We start from the raw sequence: 26975 nt of genomic DNA on the forward strand, positions 1-26975 counted from the left end.
AGCAAGCACAAGCTTGAGCAACAGCGTGTCTGCCTCAATCAGTGCATCTGAATCAGCAAGCACAAGCTTGAGCAACAGCGTGTCTGCTTCAATTAGTGCATCTGAATCAGCAAGCACAAGCTTGAGTAACAGCGTATCTGCTTCAATTAGTGCTAGCCACTCAGCAAGCACAAGCTTGAGCAACAGCGTGTCTGCTTCAATCAGTGCTAGCCAATCAGCAAGCACAAGCTTGAGCAACAGCGTGTCTGCCTCAATCAGTGCATCTGAATCAGCAAGCACAAGCTTGAGCAACAGCGTGTCTGCCTCAATCAGTGCATCTGAATCAGCAAGCACAAGCTTGAGCAACAGCGTGTCTGCTTCAATTAGTGCATCTGAATCAGCAAGCACAAGCTTGAGTAACAGCGTATCTGCTTCAATTAGTGCTAGCCACTCAGCAAGCACAAGCTTGAGCAACAGCGTGTCTGCCTCAATTAGTGCATCTAAATCAGCAAGCACAAGCTTGAGTAACAGCGTATCTGCTTCAATTAGTGCTAGCCACTCAGCAAGCACAAGCTTGAGCAACAGCGTATCCGCATCAATCAGTGCTAGCCAATCAGCAAGCACAAGCTTGAGTAACAGCGTATCCGCATCAATCAGTGCGAGCCAATCAGCAAGCACAAGCTTGAGCAACAGCGTGTCTGCTTCAATTAGTGCTAGCCACTCAGCAAGCACAAGCTTGAGCAACAGCGTATCCGCCTCAATCAGTGCTAGCCAATCAGCAAGCACAAGCTTGAGCAACAGCGTGTCTGCCTCAATCAGTGCAAGCCAATCAGCAAGCACAAGCTTGAGTAACAGCGTGTCTGCCTCAATCAGTGCTAGCCAATCAGCAAGCACAAGCTTGAGCAACAGCGTGTCTGCTTCAATTAGTGCTAGCCAATCAGCAAGCACAAGCATGAGCAACAGCGTGTCTGCTTCAATCAGTGCTAGCCAATCAGNAAGCACAAGCTTGAGCAACAGCGTATCAGCGTCAATCAGTGCTAGCCAATCAGCAAGCACAAGCATGAGCAACAGCGTGTCTGCTTCAATCAGTGCTAGCCAATCAGCAAGCACAAGCTTGAGCAACAGCGTATCAGCGTCAATCAGTGCTAGCCAATCAGCAAGCACAAGCATGAGCAACAGCGTATCCGCATCAATCAGTGCATCTGAATCAGCAAGCACAAGCATGAGCAACAGCGTGTCTGCTTCAATCAGTGCTAGCCAATCAGCAAGCACAAGCTTGAGCAACAGCGTATCAGCGTCAATCAGTGCTAGCCAATCAGCAAGCACAAGCATGAGCAACAGCGTATCCGCATCAATCAGTGCATCTGAATCAGCAAGCAACAACTCAAGTAGTACTTCAGTTTCAACAAGTACTTCAGTAAGCTTGAGCAACAGCGTAAGCACATCTACATCACTTAGCAATAGCGTTTCAAGCAGTTTGAGTACAAGTGCGTCACAACAATCTAACTCATTCAGCTATAGTAAGGGTGAGCCAACAAGCGAATCTAAGCCAGAGTTTAACCTTCCTAGCTACCTTGAATCTGTAAGTGCAAGTGAGTCAATTTCACTCAGCAAGTCAGTAAGTGTATCATTGAGCGATAGTACTTCAGCATCAATCAGCGCAAGTGAGTCAGTCTCAACAAGCGCAAGCTTGAGTGACAGCATTTCTGCATCAATCAGTGCAAGCAACAACTCAGGTAGTGGTTCAGGTTCAACAAGCACAAGCAATGGCTCAGCTAGTCAATCAGCTAGCGCATCAGTATCTGCAAGTCAAAGCACTTCAGCATCTGTATCAGCTAGCCAATCAGCTTCAGCTTCAATCAGTGCAAGCAACAACTCAGGTAGCGGTTCAGGTTCAACAAGTACAAGCAATGGTTCAGGCGATGCCTCAACTTCAGCAAGTACTTCAGCAAGCTTGAGCAACAGCGTAAGTGCTTCAATCAGCACAAGTGAATCAGTTTCAACAAGTGCAAGCTTGAGCAACAGCGCAAGTACCTCAGCTAGCTTGTCTGACAGTGCTTCAATCTCAAGTGCATTGAACCACTCACAAGCTCCTGCACAACAACCTGCTGGACCAGGACGTTCAAACGGTAGAAAACTTCCAAATACAGGAACTGCAAGTAACCAATTTGCTGGTCTTGGATTAGGAGTAGCTGCCTTGGCAACTGCCTCTCTTCTTGGCAAGAAGAAGAAATCAGCAGCTTCTGAAATGGATTTAGAAGACTAAGTCCCAAAAATCGACTAAAATGAAATTGTTGATATCATTTTAGCGACGAAAACAAGAACCCCAGATGACTCAAGGCTATCTGGGGTTTTTGGCTCTTTGTCAACTGTAGAGGGTGAGATCTAACTAAGCATGAGAGAGAATCAGATTGCTTCTCTCTTTTTTAACATTCAAAGTGACGAGAATCGTCATTCTAAAATTTTTGAAGTTTTGAAAATCAAATACTAGACATCTTATATTCTTGCTGATTGCTTTCAACTAATGGCGAAGTTTACCAGAACAAGTCAACGTCTGGCTGTCAATCTTACAAGGTGTTAAAGTTTCCCTGAAAATTTGAGGATAAAAAGCTTTATTATAGCGCGACTGATATGTTGGAATATGTGAAATTTATTCAGTATAATTTTGGTATTTTGAAGTAGTGTGATGATGGGGATCTGGCTGTTAAATCTGTCTACAGTGAACCGCTTTCACTTGTTCCTGAACTTTCTCTAAGCCATTTGTAGAAGTAGTCTTTGGTGGGTGATTACTCTTTTTTGCTTCGTTTTTTATGGAAATTTAAATTTTTAAAGAATCTTAATTTTGCTTGAAAATATAAGGATTTTCTTCAAAAATTCACACAAAACTCTTCAATTTGGGTTTGTGGAAATCGGTTTTTTATGATAGAATATTAAGGAATGTATGTCATTCGATAAACAAATTTAATGAGGTAAAAACATGGAAATCATGACCATTGCGATTGTTGTTTTTGCCGTCATCATTGGTTTAGTCATTGGATATGTCAGCATCTCAGCTAAGATGAAATCATCTCAAGAAGCTGCAGAGTTGATGCTTCTAAATGCTGAACAAGAAGCAACTAATTTACGAGGACAAGCTGAGCGCGAAGCGGATTTATTGCTAAATGAAGCCAAGAGCGAAAGCAAGTCTCTTAAAAAAGAAGCACTATTGGAGGCCAAAGAGGAAGCCAGAAAATACCGTGAAGAAGTGGACGCTGAATTTAAGTCAGAACGTCAGGAGCTCAAGCAAATTGAAAGTCGTTTGACGGAGAGAGCTACGAGCCTTGACCGCAAAGACGACAATTTGACGAACAAAGAAAAAACACTTGAACAAAAAGAACAAAGTATTTCTGATAGAGCAAAAAACCTTGATGCACGTGAAGAGCAATTAGAGGAAGTCGAAAGACAAAAAGAAGCTGAACTTGAACGTATCGGTTCCCTTTCCCAGACTGAGGCTCGAGATATTATCTTGGCTCAGACAGAGGAAAACTTGACCAAGGAAATTGCTAGTCGCATTCGTGAGGCTGAGCAAGAAGTGAAGGAACGTTCAGACAAGATTGCGAAAGATATCTTGGTTCAGGCTATGCAGCGTATCGCTGGTGACTATGTAGCAGAGTCAACAAACTCGACAGTTCACCTGCCAGATGATACCATGAAGGGGCGCATTATCGGTCGTGAAGGTCGCAATATTCGTACCTTTGAAAGTTTGACAGGGGTTGATGTCATCATCGACGATACACCGGAAGTGGTAACCTTGTCAGGATTTGATCCGATTCGTCGTGAAATTGCTCGTATGACCATGGAAATGTTGCTCAAGGATGGCCGTATCCACCCAGCTCGTATCGAGGAGTTGGTTGAGAAAAACCGTCAAGAGATTGACAATAAGATCCGTGAATACGGTGAGGCTGCTGCCTATGAGATTGGTGCACCAAACCTCCATCCAGACTTGATGAAGATTATGGGACGCTTACAGTTCCGTACTTCATATGGACAAAATGTCTTGCGTCATTCGATTGAAGTTGCTAAGTTATCTGGTATCATCGCCAGTGAACTTGGTGAAAATGCAGCTCTTGCCCGTCGTGCTGGATTCCTTCATGACATCGGGAAAGCTATTGACCGCGAGGTTGAAGGTAGCCACGTTGAGATTGGTACGGAATTGGCTCGTAAGTACAAGGAACACCCAGTTGTGGTGAATACCATTGCTAGCCACCACGGCGATGTCGAAGCCGAAAGTGTCATTGCAGTGATCGTTGCTGCAGCAGATGCCTTGAGTGCAGCGCGTCCAGGTGCTCGTAGCGAGTCTCTTGAAAGCTACATCAAGCGTCTCCATGATTTGGAAGAAATCGCCAATGGCTTTGAAGGAGTGCAAAATAGCTTCGCCCTTCAAGCAGGACGTGAAATCCGTATCATGGTTAATCCAGGACAAATCAAGGACGACAAAGTCACAATCTTGGCTCACAAAGTTCGTGAGAAAATTGAAAACAATCTCGATTACCCAGGAAATATCAAGGTAACCGTGATCCGCGAACTTCGTGCAGTAGATTATGCTAAATAAATAAGAAAGAGCAGTTGAAAAATTACTGCTTTTTTGTTACACTAGATAGAAAGACTGTAGAAGGATAACTGACGCGATCATCAGTATCCGAGAGAAATTTTACTTTATTTCACAGACTAACTAAAGGAGACATAATGGCAGACCGAGGCTTGCTAATCGTTTTTTCTGGTCCTTCAGGAGTTGGGAAAGGAACGGTTAGAAGAGAGATTTTTGAGAGTTCTGAGAATCAATTTCAATACTCTGTATCGATGACGACGCGTGCGCAACGTCCTGGTGAAGTGGACGGAGTGGACTATTTCTTCCGTACTCGTGAAGAGTTTGAAGAGCTGATCCGTCAAGGTCAGATGTTGGAATATGCAGAATATGTCGGTAACTATTATGGAACTCCTCTGACCTATGTCAACGAAACTCTGGACAAGGGAATCGATGTCTTTCTTGAGATTGAAGTGCAGGGAGCTCTTCAGGTTAAGAAAAAGGTTCCAGACGCTGTCTTTATCTTTCTAACGCCACCAGATTTGGATGAATTGCAAGATCGTTTGGTAGGTCGTGGAACAGATAGCGCTGAAGTGATTGCCCAACGAATCGAAAAAGCCAAGGAAGAAATTGCCCTCATGCGTGAGTATGATTATGCCATTGTCAACGATCAGGTGCCCCTCGCTGCTGAACGTGTCAAGCGTGTGATCGAAGCAGAACACTTCCGTGTGGACCGTGTCATTGGTCACTACCAGGAGATGTTGCCAAAATCTCCAACTACTCGATAAACTATAGGAAACAGGTACAAGAAAATGATGTTAAAACCCTCTATTGATACCTTGCTCGACAAGGTGCCATCAAAATATTCACTCGTAATCTTGGAAGCAAAACGTGCCCACGAACTAGAAGCAGGCGCGCCAGCAACTCAAGAGTTTAAGTCTGAAAAATCAACTCTTCGTGCTTTAGAAGAAATCGAGTCTGGAAATGTAACCATTCACCCAGATCCAGAAGGAAAACGTGAAGCGGTTCGTCTCCGTATCGAAGAAGAAAAACGCCGCAGAGAAGAAGAAGAAAAGAAAATCAAAGAGCAAATTGCTAAAGAAAAAGAAGATGGTGAAAAAATTTAAGGTTGGGGGGACTCAATCTTATTTTTTCTATTGCAAGAATGTGCTGACAAGAAGGAGGTGAGAAGATGGCTATCGCAAAGATTATCGTGGATGTTCCCCTGATGCAGACGGACCAGCCCTACAGCTACAAGGTCCCTGAGGAATTTGTAGAGATGCTGGAAGCCGGTATGCGGGTCCATGTCCCCTTCGGCAAGGGCAATCGTTTGATCCAAGGAATTGTGTTGGGCTTGGAGTCCCAGTCGGATGAAGAAGTGGCAAATCAGGACTTGAAAGAGATTGCAGAAGTGCTGGACTTTTCTCCAGTCTTGACTCAGGAGCAACTCTGGCTAGCTGAGGAGCTACGCAAGTCAGTCTTTTCTTACAAAATCTCCATTCTAAAAGCCATGTTACCAGGATTTTTAAACTCCAGTTATGATAAAATTCTCTATCCTCTAGAAGGCCTAAGTCAGGCAGACAAAGAGCGCTTGTTTGGTTCAGAAGATTCGCTAGCCTTTTCTTCTCTAGATTTGGCCAAGCAGGCAGAAATGATGCGCTTGACCAGAAAAGGTCTGCTCCGCTTAGAGTACCAGGCTGTCGATCAGAAGAAGGTCAAGACCCAGTCTTGGTATGAGGTTGATGCTACTCGACTAGAGCAGATTGAGATTTCTGCGCGTGCTAAGAAAAAGGCAGAGCTGAGAGACTATTTGCTATCTCATTCTGGAAGTGCTCCTCTGGCTAGCTTGTTAGAATCCTACTCGCGGGAGCAAGTCAACTTCTTTGTGGAACAAGGTGCTGTGTCCATAGTCCAAAAGGAAGTGCAACGCTCAGCTGCTTATTTCGAAGGCATTGAAGCAAGTACACCTTTGGAATTGAATCCAGAACAAAGACAGGCGCGTGATGCCGTTGTCAGTGCTATTGGTAGTCAACAGCCTCCTTTCCTCCTTCAAGGGATTACAGGGAGTGGGAAAACGGAAGTTTACTTACAGATCATCCAAGGAGCTCTGGACAAGGGTAAGACAGCCATTCTACTGGTACCTGAGATTTCTCTGACGTCACAAATGACGGAGAGGTTCATTGCTCGTTTCGGCGAGAAAGTAGCTATTCTTCATTCAGGCCTGTCCAATGGTGAAAAGTACGACGAATGGCGCAAGGTTGAGCGCGGCGATGCCCAAGTTGTCGTTGGTGCCAGATCAGCTATATTTGCTCCGCTTAAAAATCTAGGTGTCATGATTATCGATGAAGAACACGAAGCCAGCTACAAACAAGACAGCAATCCCCGTTATCATGCCAGAGAGGTCGCCATTCTACGGGCCCAGTACAATCAAGCAGCCCTAGTCCTTGGCTCAGCGACACCGAGCTTAGAAAGCCGTGCGCGGGCTGGCAAAGGTGTCTATCAACACTTACGCCTGACCCAACGGGCCAATCCTTTAGCCACTATTCCTGAGGTTCAAGTGATTGACTTTCGGGACTATATCGGGCAGAATGAGACGTCAAACTTTACGCCTCCTTTGCTGGAAGTCATTCAAGACCGTTTGGCTAAAAAAGAGCAGGTAGTCCTTATGCTCAACCGTCGGGGTTATTCTAGCTTTGTTATGTGTCGAGAGTGTGGGACGGTAGATAGCTGCCCCAACTGTGACATTTCTCTGACTCTCCACATGGATACCAAGACCATGAACTGCCATTACTGTGGCTTTTCCAAGGGAATTCCTCATGTCTGTCCCAACTGTCAGAGTCGCAGCATTCGCTACTACGGGACGGGGACTCAGAAAGCCTATGATGAGCTAGCAGAGCTCTTTCCTCAGGCTCGCATTCTGCGGATGGATGTGGATACGACTCGCAAGAAAGGTAGTCACCAAGCTCTTCTTGAGCAGTTTGGCCGAGGGGAAGCAGATATCTTGTTGGGAACTCAGATGATTGCCAAGGGCTTGGATTTTCCAAATGTGACCCTAGTCGGAGTGCTCAATGCGGATACGGCCTTGAATCTGCCGGATTTCCGTTCTTCTGAGAGAACCTTCCAGCTCTTAACTCAGGTGGCAGGCCGTGCAGGTCGGGCTGAAAAAGCTGGGCAGGTCTTGATCCAGTCTTACAATCCGGAACACTATGCCATTCGTTTTGCCAAGGAACAGGATTATGAAGGTTTTTATGCCTATGAAATGAGTATCAGGCGCCAACTCGGCTATCCGCCTTATTATTTCACCATTGGGATTACCCTCTCTCACAAGAAAGAAGAAGAGGTTGTCAAACGTGCCTATGAAGTTATGGGGATTTTGCGCTCAGGTTTATCGGAAACTAGTAAAATCCTTGGACCAACGCCAAAACCCATCGCCCGTACTCACAACCTTTATCATTACCAGATTTTGATTAAATACCGTTTAGAAGATGAACTAGGACCAACCCTCAATCGAGTTTTGGCCTTGACTCAAGAACGGGAAAATAGCGAGCTTCGTCTCAGTATTGACCATGAACCGCAGCAATTTTTATAAGAAGGAGAAAAAATGACAAAACTAATCTTTATGGGAACTCCCGATTTTTCAGCGACAGTTTTGAAGGGGTTGTTATCAGATGACCGTTACGAGATTCTAGCTGTTGTGACCCAGCCAGATCGCGCTGTCGGTCGTAAAAAAGTAATCCAAGAAACCCCAGTCAAGCAGGCTGCCAAAGAAGCAGGCCTTCCCATCTACCAACCTGAAAAATTATCTGGAAGCCCAGAGATGGAAGCCATTATGAAGCTAGGGGCGGATGGGATTGTGACCGCTGCTTTTGGGCAGTTTCTCCCAAGTAAACTCCTTGATAGTATGGATTTTGCGGTCAACGTTCACGCTTCCCTTCTTCCAAAACACCGTGGTGGTGCGCCTATCCATTATGCCTTGATTCAAGGGGATGAGGAAGCTGGTGTGACCATTATGGAAATGGTCAAGGAGATGGATGCAGGGGATATGATTTCCCGTCGCAGTATTCCTATCACTGATGAGGATAATGTTGGCACCTTGTTTGAGAAATTAGCCATTGTTGGTCGTGACTTGCTTTTGGACACTTTGCCTGGCTATATTGCCGGGGAGATCAAACCTGTGCCTCAGGACCCAAGCCAGGTCACTTTCTCGCCAAATATCAAACCAGAGGAAGAAAAATTGGACTGGAATAAGACTAACCGCCAACTCTTCAACCAAATCCGTGGGATGAATCCATGGCCTGTTGCCCACACTTTCCTTAAAGGCGACCGCTTTAAGATTTATGAAGCCCTGCCAGTAGAAGGTCAGGGAGCTCCAGGTGAGATCCTCTCAATCGGCAAGAAGGAATTAATCGTCGCTACGGCAGAAGGGGCTCTGTCTCTCAAGCAAGTGCAGCCTGCTGGGAAGCCTAAGATGGACATCGTATCCTTTCTCAACGGAGTGGGACGTACATTGACTGTAGGAGAACGATTTGGTGACTAAAGTAGAAACGGCTAGAAGTCTAGCTCTAGCAGTGCTAGAGGATGTTTTGGTTAATCAAGCATACTCCAATATTGCCTTAAATAAACACCTCAAGGGGAGTCAGCTCTCAGTAGCAGATAAGGGCTTGGTGACAGAGATTGTCTACGGAACGGTAGCCCGAAAACTCACTCTGGAATGGTACCTATCCCACTTTATAGAAGATCGGGATAAGCTAGATAACTGGCTCTATGTCCTGCTTCTCATGAGTGCCTACCAACTCCGCTATCTGGATAAGATTCCTAATCACGCTGTGGTTAATGAAGCGGTGGAACTAGCCAAGGCCCGTAAAAAAGGCAGTGAAAAATTGGTCAACGCTGTTCTTCGTCGTATTTTAAGAGAAGGCTGGCCAGATATTGACAGCATCAAACGCAAAAATAAGCGTGATTCCATTGCCTATTCTCTCCCAGTTTGGCTAGTGTCTAAACTTAAGGAAGAGTACGGGGAAGAGCGAGCACAAGCCATCTTTAAAAGTCTCTTGGTGCGCAACAAAGCCAGTATCCGTGTAGTCGATTTGAGCCGAAAAGAGGAAATCAAAGCCGTGTTAGAGGCGACTGATTCCCCTTTGGCAGCCACTGGTCTGGTCAAGGAGCAAGGCCACTTTGCAGGACATGATTTGTTCGCAGAAGGGGCTATAACCATCCAAGACGAGTCCAGTCAATTAGTTGCTCCGACTCTTGATCTACAAGGTGATGAACAGGTCCTGGATGCCTGTGCGGCTCCGGGCGGTAAAACAGCCCATATGGCCTCTTACCTCACATCGGGTAAGGTGACGGCTTTGGACCTTTATGATCACAAGTTGGACTTGATCCAAGAAAATGCCCAACGTTTGGGGGTAGCAGATCGAGTGCAAACGCAAAAATTGGACGCCAGAAAAGTTCATGAGTTTTTCGATCGTGACTCGTTTGACAAGATTTTAGTAGATGCTCCTTGTTCTGGGATTGGACTCTTGCGCCGCAAACCAGATATCAAATACAATAAAGAAACGGCGGATTTCGCATCATTACAGCAAATTCAGCTGGAAATACTAGGTAGTGTTTGTCAAACCTTACGAAAAGGTGGTATAATAACGTATAGTACCTGCACTATCGTCTCAGAGGAAAACTTTCACGTCGTTGAGGCATTTTTAGAAAGTCACCCCGAGTTTGAGCAGGTTAAACTAGAACACGAATGCAAGGATATTTTGAAGGACGGCTGTATCTTGATCACTCCTGAATTGTACGGAAGTGATGGATTCTTTATAAGCCAATTCCGCAAGATGTCTGATTAGGAAGGAACTGACACAATGGAAATAGCATTATTAACAGATGTTGGTCAGAAACGAACAAATAACCAAGACTATGTCAATCACTTTGTCAACCGAGCAGGGCGCACCATGATTCTCTTGGCTGACGGGATGGGAGGACACCGTGCAGGCAATATCGCTAGTGAGATGGCGGTAACAGACCTGGGCGTGGCTTGGGTTGATACCCAAATCGACACCGTCAATGAGGTCCGTGAATGGTTTGCCCACTATCTGGAACTTGAAAATCAAAAAATTCATCAGATGGGGAAAGACGAAGCCTATAAGGGGATGGGAACAACGCTTGAAGCAGTAGCCATTATTGGAAATCAAGCTATTTATGCCCATATTGGTGATTCTCGTATCGGTTTGATCCGTGGTGAAGATTATCGCCAGCTCACAAGTGATCATTCTTTGGTTAATGCTCTGCTAAAGGCTGGCCAGCTAACTCCAGAGGAGGCAGAAATTCATCCGCAGAAAAATATCATTACCCAATCCATTGGGCAAAAAGATGAAATTCAACCAGATTTTGGCATGGTTAGCCTAGAGCCAGGAGACTACCTCTTGCTCAACAGTGACGGCTTGACCAATATGATCTCAGGAAGCGATATCTACGATATTGTAACGAGTGATATTTCCTTGGCAGACAAGGCGGCAACTTTGATTCGTTTTGCAAACAATGCAGGAGGCTTAGACAATATCACGGTTGCCCTTGTTCACATGAATGAGGAGGAAGTAGAATGATCCAGATCGGCAAGATTTTTGCCGGACGATATCGGATTATCAAACAGATTGGTCGAGGAGGCATGGCGGATGTTTACTTGGCCAAGGATTTGATCCTAGACGGGGAAGAAGTGGCGGTTAAGGTCCTGAGGACTAACTATCAGACAGATCCGATTGCTGTGGCACGTTTTCAACGTGAAGCGAGAGCCATGGCGGATCTGGATCATCCCCATATCGTTCGAATAACAGATATCGGTGAGGAAGACGGTCAGCAGTATCTAGCTATGGAGTATGTGGCAGGGCTTGACCTCAAACGTTATATTAAAGAACACTCTCCTCTCTCAAACGAAGAAGCCGTCCGTATTATGGGACAGATTCTCTTGGCGATGCGTCTGGCGCATACGAGAGGGATTATCCACCGAGATTTGAAACCTCAAAATATCCTATTGACACCAGATGGAACTGCCAAAGTTACAGACTTTGGGATTGCCGTGGCTTTTGCAGAGACCAGTCTGACACAGACCAACTCCATGCTCGGTTCAGTCCACTATCTCTCACCTGAGCAGGCCCGTGGTTCCAAGGCAACTGTGCAGAGTGACATCTATGCTATGGGGATTATTTTCTATGAAATGTTGACTGGACATATCCCTTATGATGGGGATAGTGCAGTGACTATTGCCCTCCAGCATTTCCAAAAACCACTCCCATCTGTTATTGCTGAGAATCCAGCAGTACCACAAGCTTTGGAAAATGTCGTTATCAAGGCAACGGCCAAGAAATTAACAGATCGCTATCAGTCTGTATCAGAAATGTATGTGGATTTGTCGAGTTGTTTATCTCACAATCGTAGGAGAGAACCAAAGCTAGTCTTTGATGAGGCAAGCAAGGTTGATACCAAGACCTTGCCTAAAGTTCCACAAAGCACTCTGACCTCTATTCCGAAGGCTAAGCCACAATTAGAGCGACCTCAATCAAAACAGCAGACTCAGCAGGTGATAAATGAAGCACCAGTACCAAAACCAGCGAAAAAACGGAAGTTTAAAGCTCGCTATATGATTTTACTGGTCAGTGCCTTGCTAGTTGCAGCCTCTTTGATTTGGATCTTTTCCCGAACTCCAGCGACTATTGCTATTCCAGATGTATCGGGACAGACAGTTGCTGAAGCTAAAGAGACACTGAAGAAAGCTAATTTTGAAGTAGGTGAAGAAAAGACAGAGGCCAGCGACACAGTAGCCGAAGGTCGCGTCATTCGAACAGATCCAGAAGCTAGAAGCGGTCGAAAAGAAGGAAGTAAAGTAAATCTAATCGTTTCATCAGGTAAGCAATCCTTCCAACTAAGTAACTATGTAGGACGTAAGTCCTCGGATGTTGTCGCAGAGCTCAAAGAGAAAAAGGTTCCAGAAAATCTTATCAAGATCGAGGAAGAGGAATCTAGCGAAAGCGATCCAGGAACAGTCATTAGGCAAACTCCAGCTGCAGGAAGTACTTACGATCTCACGAAAGCCAGCACGATTACCTTAACAGTTGCTAAGAAGGTGACCAGCGTTTCGATGCCAAGTTACATTGGTTCAAGTCTCGAATTTACTAAGAACAATTTGACTCAGATTGTTGGTGTAAAAGAGGCCAATATCGAAGTTGTGGAAGTATCAACTGCTCCTGAAGGAACTACTGCAGGAACAGTTGTTAGTCAGGACCCTAAACCTGGAGAAAAGGTAGATCTCAATAAAACACGTGTTAAGATTTCTATTTATAAACCAAAACCACTTCCTTCTTCATCAAGTTCGTCTCAACACGGAAATTCAGGAACAGACACGACGCCTTCACAGAGTAACAATCAAGGTAGCAATCCTACAACGGATTCTTCAGATGGCAGTAGAACGTCAAGTAATGAACGAAATTAACCCAATCTTTGTCATGATTTCATGACAAAGATTTTTTTTCATGAACTTTTGTGATAGAATAAAGGGAGTAGAAAATAGGAGTAGAAAATGGACGAATCAAAAGAGTTAAATGCTGTCATTGATGTGATTATGCTAGCTGGAACCATTCTCTTGAAAAGTGGTTCGGAGATTCATCGGGTTGAGGACACCATGATTCGCATTGCCCATTCACAGGGAATAGTGGATTGCAATGTTCTTGCCATGCCCGCAGCTATTTTCTTTTCGATTGAAAATACCAATATTTCTCGGATGAAACGGGTGACGTCATCCTCCTATAACATCGAAAAAGTCTGTGATGTCAACCAAGTATCACGAGAACTTGTGGGTGGCCAGATTGATCTTTCTACAGCTTTTAAAAAGCTGAAGGAAATCAGAAATCAAGCTCTTCCTTATAGCAAGCTCCAAGTGACTGTAGCAGCAACTCTCAGTGCTCCTTTCTTCTCGATTATGTTTGGTGGCAATGTCTATGATGCTTTTGGAGCAGGCGTTGCGACCTTGTTTGGTTTTGCCTTCTCTCTCTATGTCGAGAAGTTTATCCGAATTCCTTTTGTAACAGCTTTTGCGGGTGCCTTTGTTTTCGGCTTGATTGCCCAGTTCTGGGCTCGCTACACGGGATTCCCTTCGACGGCAGACCTGATCATAGCAGGAGCAGTCATGCCCTTTGTTCCAGGGATTGCTCTGACAAATGCGGTTCGAGATATCATGACCAATCATATCAACTCTGGTATGAGCAAGATGTTTGAATCCCTGCTCATTACCCTCGCTTTAGGGGCCGGCACCTCTGTCGCCCTGGTTTTGATGACATAAGATGACTCTAACAAGTATTTTACTCCAAGCAGTGGCGAGTTTGCTCGCCATTATCAACTTTCTAATCGTACTGAATGTCCAACGCTCCATGCTTCTGCCTGGTGGGGTTTTGGGAATGGGTGTTTGGCTCCTCTATCTCGTGCTCAAAGAACCAACCAATGTTATTGTTGCGACCTTTATCGCAGCAGTAATTGGCTCTTGCATCAGCCAGATTTTAAGTATTGTCTATAAGACACCAGCAGTGGTTTTTGTCTTGGCTATTCTTGCCCCTTTAGTACCCGGTTATCTATCCTATCGGACGACAGCTTTCTTTGTGACAGGCGATTACAGTCATGCCCTTGCCAGTGCGACTTTGGTGGTTATGTTAGCCCTTGTTATTTCCATTGGAATGGCAAGTGGAACGGTGATTTTAAAGCTCTATTACTACATCCGAAAACAACGAGGAATCTCCTCCTAGCTCTGTCAAAGAAAAGGCTTGATTTGGTGAATCAAGTCTTTTTTCTCTCTTTTGTCCCTATTTGTGATAAAATAGAATGAAACGATTTTTTACAATGAATGAAAAAACAGAGGTAAATATGACAATCGGTATTGATAAGATTGGTTTTGCGACCAGTCAATACGTCTTGAACTTACAAGATTTAGCAGAAGCGAGGGGAGTTGACCCCGAAAAATTTAGCAAGGGACTCTTGTTAAATGAAATTAGTATTGCGCCACTGACTGAGGACATTGTTACCTTGGCTGCTAGTGCAAGCAACTCTATTTTAACAGACAAAGAAAAAGAAGAAATCGATATGGTCATCGTGGCGACCGAGTCAGGGATTGACCAGAGTAAGGCAGCAGCGGTCTTTGTTCATGGCCTATTAGGCATTCAGCCTTTTGCCCGTAGCTTTGAAATCAAAGAAGCCTGCTATGGAGCAACAGCTGCTCTTCATTATGCTAAATTACATGTGGAAAATTCTCCAGAGTCCAAGGTTTTGGTCATTGCCAGTGATATTGCCAAGTATGGTGTGGGAACTCCAGGTGAACCAACTCAGGGTGCTGGAAGTGTGGCGATGTTGATCACCCAAAATCCACGCATCATGGCCTTTAACAATGATAACGTTGCCCAAACGCGCGACATCATGGATTTCTGGCGTCCGAACTACTCAAGCACTCCATATGTAAACGGCATGTACTCGACCCAACAGTATCTTGATTGCCTGACAACGACTTGGGGTGAATACAAGAAACGCTATGATTGGACTATGGATGATTTTGCGGCTATCTGCTTCCACTTGCCTTATCCTAAGTTGGCCCTAAAAGGCTTGCGCAAGATGATGGACAAAACTTTGTCTAAAGAAAAACAGGATAGTTTACAAGAAAACTTTGATAAGTCCATTCTCTATAGTCAGATGATTGGGAATATCTACACAGGTTCCCTCTTCCTCGGCCTCCTTTCTCTTTTGGAAAATGCAGAGACTTTGAAGGCTGGAGATAAAATTGCCCTCTACAGTTACGGAAGTGGAGCGGTTTCAGAGTTCTTTAGTGGAGAGCTGGTCGAAGGTTATGAAACTTACCTTGATAAGGATCGCTTGAGCAAACTCAAGCAACGTACAGCATTGTCAGTTGCAGACTATGAAAAAGTCTTCTTCGAAGAATTGCAGTTGGATGAGTCTGGTTCAGCCCAATTTGCAGGCTATGAACATCAAGATTATGCCTTGGTTGAAATTGTCGACCACCAACGCCGTTATAGCAAGGTTGAAAAGTAATGAAGAGAAGTTGGAATGGATTTTCTAAAAAATCATACCATGAGCGCCTTGAGTTATTGCGAGCTCAGGCGCTCCTTAGTCCTGAAAAGCAAACCAGTCTGGAGCAGGATGAACAAGTCAGCTTGGCTGTTGCAGACCAGCTGAGTGAGAATGTAGTGGGAACTTTTTCTCTGCCTTATTCTATCGTTCCAGAACTTTTGGTGAACGGTCAGGACTACACAGTTCCTTATGTGACAGAAGAGCCCTCAGTGGTTGCTGCGGCTAGTTATGCCAGTAAAATCATCAAGCGAGCAGGTGGCTTTACTGCTCAAGTACATGAGCGCCAGATGATTGGTCAGGTAGCCCTTTATCAAGTTGCTGATCCTGAACAAGCGCAAGAGAAGATTGCCAGCAAGAAAGCCGAACTCTTGGAACTTGCCAATCAAGCCTATCCTTCTATCGTCAAACGTGGTGGCGGGGCGCGTGATTTGCATGTAGAGCAGATCAAAGGAGAAACAGACTTTCTCGTTGTTTATCTCCATGTTGATACCCAAGAAGCCATGGGAGCCAATATGCTCAACACCATGCTAGAAGCCTTGAAACCAGTCTTACAAGAACTCAGTCAGGGACAGAGTCTCATGGGTATTTTGTCCAACTACGCGACCGATTCTCTGGTGACTGCAAGCTGTCGCATTGCCTTTCGCTACTTGAGTCCCCAAAGGGACCAAGGACGAGAAATTGCGGAGAAAATAGCTTTGGCTAGCCAGTTTGCGCAGGTTGATCCCTATCGAGCGGCTACTCATAATAAAGGGATTTTTAATGGTATTGATGCCATTTTGATTTCTACTGGTAATGACTGGCGTGCCATCGAAGCTGGGGCCCATGCCTTTGCCAGTCGAGATGGACGCTATCAAGGTCTTAGTCAATGGACGCTGGACATGGAAAGAGAAGAATTGGTCGGTGAGATGACACTGCCCATGCCGGTAGCTACAAAAGGTGGCTCTATCGGTCTCAATCCTCGTGTAGCCCTCAGTCATGAACTACTAGGAAATCCTTCAGCCAAGGAATTAGCTCAGATTATCGTGTCCATCGGTCTTGCCCAAAACTTTGCGGCCCTCAAAGCCTTGGTCAGTACGGGCATCCAGCAAGGCCACATGAAACTACAGGCCAAATCCTTAGCTCTCCTAGCTGGTGCTAGTGAGTCTGAAGTTGCTCCCCTCGTTGAGCGCCTCATCGCAGATAAAACCTTTAACTTAGAGACAGCCCAGCGCTATCTAGAAAACTTAAGATCATAAAAAACTCAGACGAATTGGTCTGAGTTTTCTTGTGTTTATAGTCAATGAAAATCAAAAAGCAAACTAGGAAGCTAGCCGTAAGCTGTACTTGAGTACGGTAAGGCGACGCTGACGTGGTTTGAAGAGATTTTCGAAGAGTATTAAATACTTTTTCCTGGTAATAATGTAACTGGTAAGAAATAACCAGTTGTCGCAACCTCTTTACCTTCAATCTTCTGCAAGAGGAGATCAACAGTGAGTTGGGCAATCTCTTTCATAGGCTGCTTAATCGTTGTCAGATGAGGGTAGTAGTTCTCGATAAAGTAGGTCCCATCATAACCGATGACCTTGAGCTCTTCAGGAACAGAAATTCCCAGCTCCTGAGCGATTTTGATAACCAGGATAGCTGTCAAATCATCTGAAGCAAAAATCGCATCTGGTTTCTGATGGGTCAAGATATTCTTGATCTCCATTTCTTTTCTGACGGGAGAAAAGTCACTCGAAACATTGATGATAGGTGCTTTTGGGAGTAAAGAGGCAAAGCCAGCATGGCGCAGTCCAGTCGGTGAGTTAGAGTTGTCATTTCCTGTAATCATGATGATAGATTGGGCTCCTGTCTTGACCAAGGTTTGGGCGGCGAGAACCCCGCCACCGTAGTTATCAGAGGAGACGACAGGGATGTCTGGTGATAGATTTCGGTCAAAGGAAATAATCGGCGCTGTCACACGATTGTAGTCTTCGATTCCCAAGTTGTGACTTCCAGAAATGATACCATCGACCTGATTGGCCTCCAGCATTTCGATGTACTCGCGTTCTTTTTCAGAATCATGCTCACTGTTACAGATGATGGTCTTGTAACCATTTTTGAAGAGTTGGTGTTCCAACTTGTCAATCAACTCCGCATAAAAGACGTGACTGATGTTTGGAAAAATAAGTCCAATCAACTTGGCAGATTTTCCTTGGAGGCTTCGAGCCAGATTATTAGGCTTGTAGCCTAGTTCTCGCATGGCTTCATTGACCTTTTGAATGGTTTTCTCAGATAGATACCCCTTTTTATTGATGACCCGTGAGACGGTAGTGGGGCTGACGCCTGCAAGTTTTGCGACATCAGTTAGTTTTGCGACCATAATCTAATTCATAGTAAGTTCCAGTTGGGTTTCCAGACTTGATGAGGATACCATTTTGGTCCGCATGTGGGAAGACACGACCAGAAAATACTTTTTCTCCTTTATTGATGAAAATTTCAAAGACTGACTTATCGATGAAGATAGTGGCAGTAGTAGCTTGGTTATTGATAGGGCAAGAACGAGTGGTACCAAATTCTTGGGCGTACTGTTCACCAGCCTGACTACGATCCACTGTCATCTGTCCATTGACAAGGTCAAAGTTGATTGAAAGCCCCTTGCCTTCTTTATCAGCGAGCAAGACAATCTCGCTTTGGCTATTGGCTTCCAAGTTGAGCTCCAGTTCATAGGTGTTTTTGGTTTGAGTACGATTTGAGAAGACCTCTTCAGAAGAACGAAGTTCTTTGACGGCTGAGACAGGATATTGGTAGAGTTTGCCATCTTTGATAGTGAGTTCTTTGACCAATGAGAAGGTTCCTTGGTGGTCAAAACGGTCAGATGGGTAAGAAACATCTGGTAACCCAAGCCAACTAACTGCTAGAGCGCGTCCGTCAGGAGCGTTGAAGGCTTGGGTAGCATAGGCCTCGAAACCATAGTCTAGATTTTGTAATGGAGACACATCTACCATTTTGGCATTTTCAGGATCAAAGGAAGCCCCGATTTTGTACATGTTTGGATAGATATTATCATAGTCTAGAACACTCTTATCCAATCCTTGTGGACAGTAGAGAAGGACAGGTTGTTCCCCTACAAAGACTAGATTTGGGCATTCCATCATGTAGGCAGTGCGGTCGTTAGCAAAGTCAAGGTCGCCAACTGCTTGCCAGTTTGTATAATCATTGTCCACAGCCTTGTAGAGACGGACGAAGCCTTTTTTCTCCAAATCCTGTCCACCAACGATGGCATAATATTGTCCCTTAAAGTTAAAAATTTGCGGATCGCGGAAGTGGTCAGTAGAGTCTGATGGCTGGTCAATCAAGACCTTGTCAATCTTTCTAATCTTGCCATCCTTATCCATCAAAGCCCCAATCTGGTAAGGGTGACGGATCCAATTTTCATCACGGACATTTCCAGTATAAAATAGGAACAACTGATCGCCGAACTGCATGGCAGAACCAGAGTAAGCACCGTGGCTATCTAATGGAGTATCTGGCAAAACTTTGACTCCAGTTTCTGTAAAGTGTACTAAATCATCACTTTCAAGCTGCACCCAAGACTTCAACCCATGGGCTGCACCAAAGGGGAAGTTCTGGTAAAAGAGAATCCATTTGCCATCGAAATAAGAAAAACCATTTGGATCATTGAGAAGCCCTGTTTTAGGCTCGACATGGTAACGAGTATGCCAAGGAGATTGTGCCATCTTTTCCTTGATTTGCTTGATTTCATCATTAGACCAATCTTCATAGCGTCTATAACGGCGCTCAGTTGTCCATTCCATTTTATCTTTCCTCCATAAGTTCTATTCTATTATTAATAGTAAACGTTTTCGACAAAAAAAGCAAGTCTTTTATGTTAAAAAAGAGAAAAATATGTCAAACGATTACCATGAATCAAGTAAAGGGAATCTGGCAAATTTTCACGAAAAAATGAAAGAAAATGTAAATAAAAAGCTTTGAATCCTCTAATATAAAGATATTTTTTTGAGGAAAAAGAGAATATCCCTCAAAAACAAGCAAAAATAATCAGGAACAAAAGAAAGGAAATAAAAAATTCTGCAAAACGCTTGACATATTTTAGAAACGTGATAAAATAATAGTCGTAGGGCGAATAAAATCGCTTTCAAACAAGAACAAAATTTTATAAGGAGATTTTTGCAAATGAACAATCAGGATATTGCAAAAAAGGTCATCGAAGCCCTTGGCGGACGTGAAAATGTCAACAGTGTAGCCCACTGTGCGACTCGTCTACGTGTCATGGTCAAAGATGAAGGGAAAATCAATAAGGAAGTGATTGAGAACTTGGATAAAGTTCAAGGAGCTTTCTTTAACTCAGGTCAATACCAAATCATCTTTGGTACTGGTACAGTAAACAAGATGTACGACGAAGTCGTTGCACTTGGTTTGCCAACATCTTCTAAAGAGGACATGAAAGCAGAAGCTGCTAAACAAGGAAATTGGTTCCAACGTGCTATCCGTACTTTCGGTGACGTTTTCGTGCCAATCATCCCAGTTATCGTAGCAACTGGTCTCTTCATGGGTGTTCGTGGACTCTTGAACGCTCTTGGAATGACACTTCCAGAAGATGTTACCATTTACAGCCAAATCCTCACAGATACAGCCTTCATCATCTTGCCAGGTTTGGTTGTATGGTCAACCTTCCGCGTATTTGGTGGAAATCCAGCTGTTGGTATCGTCCTCGGTATGATGCTTGTTTCTGGCTCACTTCCAAACGCTTGGGCTGTAGCATCAGGTGGTGAAGTAACAGCTATGAACTTCTTTGGCTTCATTCCTGTTGTTGGTTTGCAAGGTTCCGTTCTTCCAGCCTTCATTATCGGGGTGGTCGGAGCCAAGTTTGAAAAAGCTCTCCGCAAAGTGGTTCCAGATGTATTGGATCTCTTGGTGACACCATTCGTGACACTTTTGGTCATGTCTATCCTTGGACTCTTTGTTATCGGACCAGTCTTCCACGTGGTTGAAAACTATATCCTTTTCGGAACAAAAGCAATTCTTGGCTTGCCGTTTGGTCTTGGTGGTTTGGTTATCGGTGGGGTTCACCAATTGATCGTCGTATCAGGTGTACACCACATCTTCAACTTGCTTGAAGTACAATTGCTTGCTGCGGACCATGCGAACCCATTCAACGCTATCATCACTGCAGCGATGACAGCTCAAGGGGCTGCAACTGTTGCCGTTGGTGTCAAAACGAAGAATCCTAAACTAAAAACACTTGCTTTCCCAGCTGCTCTTTCTGCCTTCCTCGGTATTACAGAGCCTGCTATCTTCGGGGTGAACTTGCGCTTCCGTAAACCGTTCTTCCTTTCATTGATCGCTGGTGCTATCGGTGGTGGATTGGCTTCAATCCTTGGACTTGCTGGTACTGGTAATGGTATCACCATCATCCCTGGTACAATGCTTTACGTTGGTAACGGCCAATTGCTTCAATACCTTCTTATGGTAGCTGTATCATTCGTTCTTGGTTTTGCCCTTACTTACATGTTTGGTTACGAGGACGAAGAAGAAATTGCTACTGAAGTTGCGACAGAACGTTTGGTCCAAGAAGAAACAACTGGTAACATTCCAGTAGCTCCTCAAAATGAAACAATCCAAACTCCGATCGTTGGTGATGTCGTTGCTCTTGAGAATGTCAACGACCCAGTCTTTTCAAGTGGTGCAATGGGACAAGGGATTGCTGTAAAACCAAGCCAAGGTGTGGTTTACGCACCAGCTGATGCAGAAGTATCGATCGCCTTTGCTACAGGACATGCTTACGGTTTGAAGACAACTAACGGAGCTGAAATCTTGATTCACGTTGGTATCGATACTGTATCTATGAACGGTGAAGGCTTTGAACAAAAGGTTGCTCAAGGCGACAAGGTCAAAGCTGGTGATGTTCTCGGAGCTTTTGACTCAAGCAAAATCGCTGCTGCTGGTCTTGACGACACAACAATGGTTATCGTAACCAACACAGCAGACTACGCTTCTGTGACACCAGTCGCAAGCGGTTCAGTTGTCAAGGGTGATGCTATCATTGAAGTGAAAGCCTAGTCCTCTTTGAAAATCAAATCTAAAAACAAAACGAACAAATATCATGTTTGTTCGTTTTTACTTGGATGGTAAGATTTACAGAGGAAAATCTAAAATATTGAGAAATCTAGCCCTTTAAAATGTGCTATAATAGAGAAAACAAAGATAAGAGGTTTATCATGACAAAATTATATGGAAGCTTAGAAGCGGGCGGTACAAAGTTTGTCTGTGCTGTCGGAGATGAAAATTTTAATGTTGTAGAAAAAACACAATTTCCTACAACAACTCCTATCGAGACTATCGATAAAACCATCGAGTTCTTTTCAAAATTCGATAATCTTGCAGGTCTTGCCATCGGTTCCTTCGGTCCTATCGATATCGATAAAAACTCAAAAACCTATGGCTTTATCACAACGACTCCAAAACCTCACTGGGCAAATGTAGACCTACTTGGTGCCCTTCGTCGTGCCCTCAACGTACCCATGTATTTCACAACAGACGTAAACAGCTCTGCCTATGGTGAAGTGGTTGCTCGTAACAATGCTGGCGGTCGTATCGAAAACTTGGTTTACTACACGATCGGTACAGGGATTGGTGCAGGTGTTATCCAACGTGGTGAGTTTATCGGTGGTGTGGGTCACCCTGAGATGGGTCACTACTATGTGGCTAAACACCCAATGGACGAGGAAAAAGAATTTAACGGTGTTTGTCCTTTCCACAAGGGCTGTTTGGAAGGCTTTGCGGCTGGTCCAAGTCTCGAAGCTCGTACAGGTATTCGTGGTGAAAATATTGAACTCAACAGTTCTGTCTGGGACGTTCAAGCCTACTATATCGCTCAAGCTGCGGTCAATGCTACAGTGACTTTCCGTCCAGATGTCATCGTCTTTGGTGGTGGAGTCATGGCCCAACAACACATGCTGGACCGTGTGCGTGATAAATTCACAGCTCTTCTCAATGGTTACCTACCAGTACCAGACGTGCGTGACTACATCGTGACCCCAGCAGTCGCAGGCAATGGTTCTGCTACACTTGGGAACTTTGTCCTTGCTAAGAGTGTCGCAAAATAAAACAAAAAAACATCCGCTTGGGAAACCAAACGGATTTTTCTATTCTCAAAACATCTGCCAGAAGAAATCAATAATATAGGTCAAACCATAAGTATAAACCACTAGGGTAAAGGGCTTGGTCAAAACGATGATAATCATATAGCGCTTAAAGGTCATCTTGGTAAGGGCAGCCAGCATACAGAGAAAGTCAGCTGGACTGACAGGCCAGATCATCATAAAGATAAAGAAACGCTCGAAACGATTGCCCTTATCTAGCCAACCGATGTACTTGTCATAGGTGCGCTTGCTGACGACGGACTGAACAAAGGCAGCTCCATAGAGACGCACGAGGTAAAAGATAATGGCACAACCAATCACGATGCCGATATAGTTATAGATGGTTCCGATGATATGTCCGTAAATAAAGACCCCAGCCACTGAGGTCAAAGCTCCCGGAATGATCGGAACAACGGTTTGTAGGATTTGTAAAAAGATAAAGAGTGGTGGCCCCCAAACCCCAGCTTGCTGGATAAAGGCTGATAGGGTTTCTTTGGACTGTAAAACTCCAGCCTGATAGGCCCAAATACAGAAAATCAAGGTGCCGACTCCCCCGACGATAGATGAAATATTGATGACTTGCTGCAGAAGGGGAGAAACAGCTTTCATTTGCTTATGCTGTGACATAGAAACTCCTTATAGATAGTATGGTTCTACTATACCATATTTTGATAAAAGAAGGGGGAATTTAATGATAAACATGTTATAATAAAGAAAGTAGAACATCGTTAAAGGAGAGAATGATGCAAGTAAAACCAGAACTGGAGATAGAAAAACAACTGATCAACCAACTGGTAACTGGGGAGAGTCAATGGACTTATAGGGAAGACCTCAAAACAGAAGAACAACTATGGGACAATTTCTTTGAGAAACTTGCCCAGAACAATGTTGCTCTTCTAGCAGACTATCCCTTGACAGAACAGGAAAGACGTCAGATTCAGAACCAATTAAACTTTGTCAGCTACTACGATGCTGCCAAGTGGTTGGTCGGTGAAAACGGAATTGCCAAAGTCGAGGTTCAGAGAGAAGATGCTAGCCTAGGTACCATTCGTTTATCAGTTATCTGGCGAGACAATATCGCAGCAGGCAAGTCTAGCTACGAAGTTGTCAATCAAGTCCAGAGAGAAAAAGTAAATCCTCTGGACCAAGACCGTAGATTGGATGTTACTCTTCTCATCAACGGCTTACCCATGATTCAAATCGAGCTTAAGAGTTCCCAAGCAGCATTTATCGATGCCTTTCATCAGATTAAAAAGTATAATCGTGAAGGGAAATTCCGTGGCATCTACTCTAGCTTGCAGATGTTTGTTGTGACCAACAAGGTTGATACTCGCTATATCGCTGCAGCTCGTGAAAATAAACTTAACAAGCAATTTCTGACCAAGTGGGTCGATAAGGACAATCATCCTGTGACAAATCTGACCAGTTTTGCTCATGAAGTTCTTTCCATCCCTCGTGCTCACCAGATGGTCATGCAGTATTCTGTCATTGATGATAGCAAGAAATCTCTTATCCTCTTGCGTCCCTATCAGATCCATGCTATCGAAGCGGTGCAGGAAGCTTCGCGCCAGCAAGCATCAGGCTATGTCTGGCACACAACAGGTTCAGGAAAGACCCTGACTTCCTATAAGGTAGCGAGGAATCTCCTTCAGATTCCGTCTATCCAAAAGACGATTTTTGTCGTTGACCGCAGGGACTTGGACCAACAAACCACATCGTCCTTTCTCTCTTATGCGACCAATGACGTCATTGATATCGACGAGACGGATAATACTCATGATTTGGTCAAGCGACTAGGTAGTAATGATAAGCGTGTCGTGGTGACAACTATCCAGAAAATCACTACCATGATGCGCAAGTTTAACCAAGGTCTTTACCAACGAGATGCAGACAAAATCAAGGGACTCCGAGTGGCCTTTGTCGTAGATGAATGCCACCGTGCCGTGACGCCACAAACACAAAAAGACATTAAAGCCTTTTTCCCACAGTCTCTCTGGTATGGATTTACAGGAACGCCAATCTTTAAGGAAAATAAACGCCAGCAGGTCGGTGACCTAGCTCAGACCACCCAGCAACAGTACGGAGACCGTCTCCATGAGTATACAGTCAAGGAAGCTATTCATGATGGAGCAGTTTTGGGCTTTAAGGTGGATTATCGCAATACCCTCATCACGGATAAATCTGAAGATGACATACCAGATACCGTCTACGAAAATGAGGAGCATATGCTAGAAGTCTTGGATGCCATTATCAATAAATCGCGCCAACAACTGGGCTTCCAAAAAGGGATGGGTAAGACCTACAATGCCATCCTGACGGTCAAGTCCATCCCTCAAGCACAAGCCTACTATGACTTGCTCAAACGAGTCAAGGCTGGGGAGACGAGAGTCAAGGTATCTGAAAGGGTCAAGCAGGTCCTTCCTGACTTTCCAAAGGTGACCATCACTTACTCCGTTACGGAGAATGAAGAAGACTCAAGAGCCAACCAAGACCACATGAAGCAGGTCTTAGAGGATTACAACCAAGAGTTTGATACTCACTTTACCATGGCGGATCTTCGTGGCTTCAATACCGATGTCAATAACCGTCTAGCTAGGAAACAGGATAAGTATCTCTACCGCAATGAACAGTTGGACTTGGTTATCGTGGTCAATCGTCTCTTAACGGGATTTGATGCCCCTTGTCTATCAACTCTCTTTATCGACAGAAAGCCCATGCAGCCGCAGGATTTGATTCAGGCCTTTAGCCGAACCAATCGGATCTTTGATAACAGTAAGACCTATGGTCATATCATCACCTTCCAAAAGCCCCTAGCCTTTAAGGAAGCAGTGGATAATGCCCTCAAACTCTACTCAAATGGTGGAGAAAATGAGGTCCTAGCGCCGAGTTGGGAAGAGGAAAAGAGAAACTTTTTGCGGAGATGCAGTGATTTCCAAAATCTCATCACCGATGATCCGGAGGAAGGCCTTCAAATCGAGCAGATCTCTACACCTGAGTTGAGAAAGCTCGCTAAGGCCTATCAAGTCTTTGATAAATATCTAGCCTCTATTCGAGTGTATAAAGAGTATGATGAGGAAGAAATCTACGCCCAGACAGGACTCAGTGCAGAAGAATTGGAAACCTATCTAGGCTTTTATCAAAATATCCTTGCAGAATTAAAAAGCCGAAGAGATGATGGTGATGAGGATGGGGAGCCCCTTGATATCCACTATGAACTGGAGTCTATCCAAGTAGATGAGATCAACTATGCCTATATCTTGACCTTGATCCAAAGCCTAATCGAGCAAGGTCAGAGTCAAGAAAAGAACCTAAGCGCTCAAGATAGAGAAGCAGTGGATACCTATATCCAAAGTCTGGAGAAGACCAACCCAAATCTTGCCCAGATTATTACTGAACTTTGGAGAGAAGTCCAAGCAAATCCAGAAAGTTATCGTGGTCAGTCTATCGCAAATATCTTGGATCAGATGATCGAGGCGATTATCCAACAACACATCCAAGTCTTTAGCAAACGTTGGTATGTCGGAGAGGATGAACTCCGTTACTATGTCGAACACTACCGTAAGGGAGCCAAAAAACAACTAGGAGAGAGCCAGTTGACCAAGAGCCAGCGCTATCAGGACTATAAGATAGAAGTGGCAGATGCCCTCAATCCTCTCCTCTATAAAAAACAAATCAAAGAAGCTTGTAAGCAACTTGTCGAAGAAGTTATTGAGCCGCTTAGAGTGGGGAGATAGACTTTTAAAACTGTAGTTAAACACTTGTTTAGATTTCTCAGTTGAAAAGACAATAATCTGATCTTAAATAAATATATTAGTTTAGTCGAATTTATTTATTAGAGTAATTAAGAACTAAATGGAGAGGTATTCATATAAATGTCTGAGGATATTATTGAAAACGAATTAGCAGACTCTGATGTAATCAATGCTAATTCAAGTAATCCTAAAATGATTATAGTAGGTAACGGATTTGATATCAGTGTGGGGATAAAAAGTTCGTATAATAATTTTGTAGAGTATTTAAGAGTTGAAGAGAAACTTGAAACAAATGAAGATATTTATAATTTTAATAAATTATTTTTACAAAAATTTGATGGAAAATCATTAAATTGGAACGATTTAGAGTCAATTTTTGAAAATCATATTAAAGAAATTAATGAGATAACTTATAATAGTGATGATGAAATCAGGAGTATATAT

Annotated in this window: 20 protein-coding genes; 17 read left to right on the top strand and 3 right to left on the bottom strand. The window is 44.1% G+C overall.

Annotated features, from left to right (window positions below; genetic code table 11):
* The first annotated feature begins 1456 nt into the window (after positions 1–1456).
* The 13 genes from D8803_RS09965 (at position 1457) to D8803_RS09240 (ending at position 16890) form a co-directional block, all read left to right on the top strand.
* Positions 1457–2245 carry an LPXTG cell wall anchor domain-containing protein gene (locus D8803_RS09965; protein ID WP_317842876.1) on the top strand — a complete coding sequence of 263 codons (789 nt, stop codon included), beginning with the start codon at positions 1457–1459 and terminating at the stop codon, positions 2243–2245.
* A gap of 711 nt (positions 2246–2956) precedes the next feature.
* Positions 2957–4570: a ribonuclease Y gene (locus D8803_RS09185; protein WP_049519337.1), complete on the top strand. Its 1614-nt coding sequence runs from the start codon at positions 2957–2959 to the stop codon at positions 4568–4570.
* Positions 4571–4704: 134 nt separating this feature from the next.
* Positions 4705–5331: a guanylate kinase gene (gene gmk / locus D8803_RS09190; protein ID WP_000775041.1), complete on the top strand. Its 627-nt coding sequence runs from the start codon at positions 4705–4707 to the stop codon at positions 5329–5331.
* Positions 5332–5355: 24 nt separating this feature from the next.
* Positions 5356–5670 (top strand): DNA-directed RNA polymerase subunit omega, encoded by a 315-nt coding sequence (rpoZ, locus tag D8803_RS09195; RefSeq protein WP_002875802.1) that lies wholly within the window; start codon positions 5356–5358, stop codon positions 5668–5670.
* Positions 5671–5735: 65 nt separating this feature from the next.
* Positions 5736–8132: a primosomal protein N' gene (locus tag D8803_RS09200; RefSeq protein ID WP_131200893.1), complete on the top strand. Its 2397-nt coding sequence runs from the start codon at positions 5736–5738 to the stop codon at positions 8130–8132.
* Between the two features lie 12 nt (positions 8133–8144).
* On the top strand, positions 8145–9080 hold the full coding sequence (gene fmt / locus D8803_RS09205; RefSeq protein WP_131200894.1) for a methionyl-tRNA formyltransferase: 936 nt from the start codon (positions 8145–8147) through the stop codon (positions 9078–9080).
* Positions 9073–10386: a 16S rRNA (cytosine(967)-C(5))-methyltransferase RsmB gene (rsmB, locus tag D8803_RS09210; RefSeq protein WP_190316820.1), complete on the top strand. Its 1314-nt coding sequence runs from the start codon at positions 9073–9075 to the stop codon at positions 10384–10386. Before fmt ends, rsmB begins: the two co-directional genes overlap by 8 nt.
* Before the next feature lie 15 nt (positions 10387–10401).
* Positions 10402–11142: a Stp1/IreP family PP2C-type Ser/Thr phosphatase gene (locus D8803_RS09215; RefSeq protein ID WP_000401538.1), complete on the top strand. Its 741-nt coding sequence runs from the start codon at positions 10402–10404 to the stop codon at positions 11140–11142.
* Entirely contained in the window at positions 11139–13022 is a 1884-nt protein-coding gene (pknB, locus tag D8803_RS09220; protein WP_000614500.1) for a Stk1 family PASTA domain-containing Ser/Thr kinase, read from the top strand. The genes D8803_RS09215 and pknB overlap by 4 nt, the downstream gene beginning before the upstream one ends.
* 87 nt (positions 13023–13109) lie before the next feature.
* Positions 13110–13868, top strand: coding sequence for a threonine/serine exporter family protein (locus D8803_RS09225; protein ID WP_000344526.1), 759 nt, complete (start codon positions 13110–13112; stop codon positions 13866–13868).
* A 1-nt stretch (position 13869) separates the two neighbouring features.
* Positions 13870–14325, top strand: a complete 456-nt coding sequence (locus tag D8803_RS09230) for a threonine/serine exporter family protein (RefSeq protein WP_131200896.1) — start codon at positions 13870–13872, stop codon at positions 14323–14325.
* Between the two features lie 118 nt (positions 14326–14443).
* Positions 14444–15616 (top strand): hydroxymethylglutaryl-CoA synthase, encoded by a 1173-nt coding sequence (locus D8803_RS09235; protein ID WP_131200897.1) that lies wholly within the window; start codon positions 14444–14446, stop codon positions 15614–15616.
* Positions 15616–16890 carry a hydroxymethylglutaryl-CoA reductase, degradative gene (locus D8803_RS09240; protein ID WP_131200898.1) on the top strand — a complete coding sequence of 425 codons (1275 nt, stop codon included), beginning with the start codon at positions 15616–15618 and terminating at the stop codon, positions 16888–16890. The genes D8803_RS09235 and D8803_RS09240 overlap by 1 nt, the downstream gene beginning before the upstream one ends.
* Positions 16891–17030: 140 nt before the next feature.
* Here D8803_RS09240 and D8803_RS09245 read toward each other — a convergent pair whose 3' ends face one another.
* Positions 17031–17996: a LacI family DNA-binding transcriptional regulator gene (locus D8803_RS09245; RefSeq protein WP_000225987.1), complete on the bottom strand. Its 966-nt coding sequence runs from the start codon at positions 17994–17996 to the stop codon at positions 17031–17033.
* A complete protein-coding gene (locus D8803_RS09250) occupies positions 17977–19431 on the bottom strand; it encodes a sucrose-6-phosphate hydrolase (RefSeq protein ID WP_131200899.1) in 1455 nt (484 codons plus the stop codon). Before D8803_RS09250 ends, D8803_RS09245 begins: the two co-directional genes overlap by 20 nt.
* A gap of 379 nt (positions 19432–19810) precedes the next feature.
* Between D8803_RS09250 and D8803_RS09255 the strand changes: the two genes are divergently transcribed.
* Positions 19811–21697, top strand: coding sequence for a sucrose-specific PTS transporter subunit IIBC (locus D8803_RS09255; RefSeq protein WP_131200900.1), 1887 nt, complete (start codon positions 19811–19813; stop codon positions 21695–21697).
* Between the two features lie 158 nt (positions 21698–21855).
* On the top strand, positions 21856–22743 hold the full coding sequence (scrK, locus tag D8803_RS09260; protein ID WP_131200901.1) for a fructokinase ScrK: 888 nt from the start codon (positions 21856–21858) through the stop codon (positions 22741–22743).
* A gap of 45 nt (positions 22744–22788) precedes the next feature.
* On the opposite strand, the gene D8803_RS09265 is transcribed toward scrK, so the two are convergent.
* Positions 22789–23406 (bottom strand): TVP38/TMEM64 family protein, encoded by a 618-nt coding sequence (locus D8803_RS09265; protein WP_065371614.1) that lies wholly within the window; start codon positions 23404–23406, stop codon positions 22789–22791.
* 113 nt (positions 23407–23519) lie between these two features.
* Here D8803_RS09265 and D8803_RS09270 point away from each other — a divergent pair, with 113 nt between their 5' ends.
* Together D8803_RS09270 and D8803_RS09275 are read left to right on the top strand one after the other, a co-directional pair.
* The gene (locus D8803_RS09270) at positions 23520–26513 is read left to right on the top strand and encodes a type I restriction endonuclease subunit R (RefSeq protein WP_131200902.1); all 2994 of its coding nucleotides are present in this window, start codon (positions 23520–23522) and stop codon (positions 26511–26513) included.
* 138 nt (positions 26514–26651) lie between these two features.
* Positions 26652–26975 (top strand): AbiH family protein (locus D8803_RS09275; RefSeq protein ID WP_223805127.1); only part of this gene is annotated, 324 nt, incomplete at its 3' end.

It is taken from the genome of Streptococcus oralis (genome assembly GCF_003943385.1).
GTDB classification, from domain to species: domain Bacteria; phylum Bacillota; class Bacilli; order Lactobacillales; family Streptococcaceae; genus Streptococcus; species Streptococcus oralis_CA.

Excerpts from the sequence above, each read along its gene's own strand:
- D8803_RS09185 (WP_049519337.1), top strand. The coding sequence starts at position 2,957 with ATGGAAATCATGACCATTGCGATTGTTGTTTTTGCCGTCATCATTGGT.
- gmk (WP_000775041.1), top strand. The coding sequence starts at position 4,705 with ATGGCAGACCGAGGCTTGCTAATCGTTTTTTCTGGTCCTTCAGGAGTT.
- rpoZ (WP_002875802.1), top strand. The coding sequence starts at position 5,356 with ATGATGTTAAAACCCTCTATTGATACCTTGCTCGACAAGGTGCCATCA.
- D8803_RS09200 (WP_131200893.1), top strand. The coding sequence starts at position 5,736 with ATGGCTATCGCAAAGATTATCGTGGATGTTCCCCTGATGCAGACGGAC.
- fmt (WP_131200894.1), top strand. The coding sequence starts at position 8,145 with ATGACAAAACTAATCTTTATGGGAACTCCCGATTTTTCAGCGACAGTT.
- D8803_RS09215 (WP_000401538.1), top strand. The coding sequence starts at position 10,402 with ATGGAAATAGCATTATTAACAGATGTTGGTCAGAAACGAACAAATAAC.
- pknB (WP_000614500.1), top strand. The coding sequence starts at position 11,139 with ATGATCCAGATCGGCAAGATTTTTGCCGGACGATATCGGATTATCAAA.
- D8803_RS09225 (WP_000344526.1), top strand. The coding sequence starts at position 13,110 with ATGGACGAATCAAAAGAGTTAAATGCTGTCATTGATGTGATTATGCTA.
- D8803_RS09230 (WP_131200896.1), top strand. The coding sequence starts at position 13,870 with ATGACTCTAACAAGTATTTTACTCCAAGCAGTGGCGAGTTTGCTCGCC.
- D8803_RS09235 (WP_131200897.1), top strand. The coding sequence starts at position 14,444 with ATGACAATCGGTATTGATAAGATTGGTTTTGCGACCAGTCAATACGTC.
- D8803_RS09240 (WP_131200898.1), top strand. The coding sequence starts at position 15,616 with ATGAAGAGAAGTTGGAATGGATTTTCTAAAAAATCATACCATGAGCGC.
- D8803_RS09245 (WP_000225987.1), bottom strand. The coding sequence starts at position 17,996 with ATGGTCGCAAAACTAACTGATGTCGCAAAACTTGCAGGCGTCAGCCCC.
- D8803_RS09250 (WP_131200899.1), bottom strand. The coding sequence starts at position 19,431 with ATGGAATGGACAACTGAGCGCCGTTATAGACGCTATGAAGATTGGTCT.
- D8803_RS09255 (WP_131200900.1), top strand. The coding sequence starts at position 19,811 with ATGAACAATCAGGATATTGCAAAAAAGGTCATCGAAGCCCTTGGCGGA.
- scrK (WP_131200901.1), top strand. The coding sequence starts at position 21,856 with ATGACAAAATTATATGGAAGCTTAGAAGCGGGCGGTACAAAGTTTGTC.
- D8803_RS09265 (WP_065371614.1), bottom strand. The coding sequence starts at position 23,406 with ATGTCACAGCATAAGCAAATGAAAGCTGTTTCTCCCCTTCTGCAGCAA.
- D8803_RS09270 (WP_131200902.1), top strand. The coding sequence starts at position 23,520 with ATGATGCAAGTAAAACCAGAACTGGAGATAGAAAAACAACTGATCAAC.